The sequence below is a fragment of the Treponema endosymbiont of Eucomonympha sp. genome, from assembly GCF_001028545.1.
Genome location: NZ_BBPW01000142.1, coordinates 1 through 1,656, shown reverse-complemented (window position 1 = coordinate 1,656; position 1,656 = coordinate 1). Strand labels below are relative to the sequence as shown.

The window sequence follows — 1,656 nt, the reverse complement described above, 5'->3', positions numbered from 1 at the left end:
GTTTCCCTCCGCGGCGCCCTTCCGCTCTGGTGCCGCCGGCTTTGGGGGCGGCAAAGCGGGCCTCTATATCCGCAAGGTGCGCGAGCTTGGCGAGGAACCAGCGGTCAATTTTGGTTATGCCGTGGATTTGCCCGATAGTCATGCCGCGCTTCAGCGCTTGGAATATGGCGAACAGCCGCTGGTCGGTGCATTCGCCCACACGGCGGAAGACCGCCTCGTCGCTTTCGGCGGCAAAGGCGGGCAGGTTCAGCGTGTTTACCGAAATCTCCGCGCCGCGCACCGCCTTCATCAGCGCCTGCTCGAAGCTCGTGCCGATAGCCATGACTTCGCCGGTCGCCTTCATCTGCGTGCCGAGCGTGCGCTTGGCGTACACAAACTTGTCGAAGGGCCATTTGGGGAACTTCACCACCACGTAATCCAGCACCGGCTCGAAGCACGCCGCCGTCTTGTGCGTTACCGCGTTGGGAATCTCGTCGAGGCGGTAGCCCACGGCAATCAGCGCGGCGACTTTGGCAATAGGGTAGCCGGTCGCTTTCGACGCGAGCGCCGAGGAACGGGACACGCGCGGGTTTACCTCTATGACCGCATACTCGAAGGAATCGGGCTTGAGCGCGAACTGCACGTTGCAGCCGCCCTCGACCTTGAGCGCCGAGATGATATTGAGCGCCGAGGAGCGCAGCATCTGGTATTCCTTGTCCGAGAGCGTTACTGCGGGCGCTATCACTATGCTGTCGCCGGTGTGCACGCCGACGGGGTCGAAGTTTTCCATAGAGCAGACGGTTATCACGTTGCCGACTCCGTCCCGAATCACTTCGTACTCTATTTCTTTCCAGCCCGAAATCCCTTTTTCCACAAGGATCTGGCGAATCGGCGAGCGGCGCAGCCCGTTCTCCGCAATCTCGCGGAGGGCGCGTTCGTCGTCCGCAATGCCGCCGCCCGTGCCGCCGAGCGTAAACGCGGGGCGCACGATGACAGGGTAGCCTATTTCGCGGGCAAAGGCGAGCGCGTCGGGCGCGTCCGTAACCACCTTCGACGGTATCACCGGCTCGCCGATAGCGAGCATCGTATCCTTGAAAAGCTGGCGGTCTTCCGCCCGGTCTATGGTGTCGGGGCGCGCGCCGAGCAGACGGACGCCGGAGCGGTCGAGGAAGCCCTCTTTGGCAAGATGCATAGACAGCGTCAGCCCCGTCTGTCCGCCGAGCGTCGAGAGCAGGCTGTCCGGCCGCTCCTTTTCGATAATGCGCTTAATCGTCTCGGGGATGAGCGGCTCTATATAAATCGCGTCCGCCATAGTGCTGTCGGTCATGAGCGTCGCGGGGTTCGAGTTCGCCAGCACGACGCGCAAGCCCTGCTCGCGGAGCGCCTTGCAGGCCTGCGTCCCGGCGTAGTCGAATTCGGCAGCCCGCCCGATGACTATCGGTCCGGAACCTATGACGAGCACTTTCTTGAGAGCGGTATTCAGCGGCATTCGGCGTCCTCCCCCTGCGGTTTCTCCGGCGGGACTATAGCATTTTTTGCGCGGCGTTTGAAGGGGCGTGCTGCGCAAGCGCGTTCGGCTACCGCCGAACGACAGAGTTTGCCGCACGCCGTAGGCGTGCTACCGAGTTTGCCCCGCTTCGCTTACCGCAAACTCGCGGCGCCTACAGGCTTTGTCTG

Annotated in this window: 1 protein-coding gene; it reads right to left on the bottom strand. The window is 62.9% G+C overall.

Annotated elements, in window-relative coordinates:
• On the bottom strand, positions 1–1,468 hold a 1,468-nt coding region (gene carB / locus AWU74_RS05390; protein WP_162504868.1), incomplete at its 3' end, for a carbamoyl-phosphate synthase large subunit.
• Between the last annotated feature and the right edge of the window lie 188 nt (positions 1,469–1,656).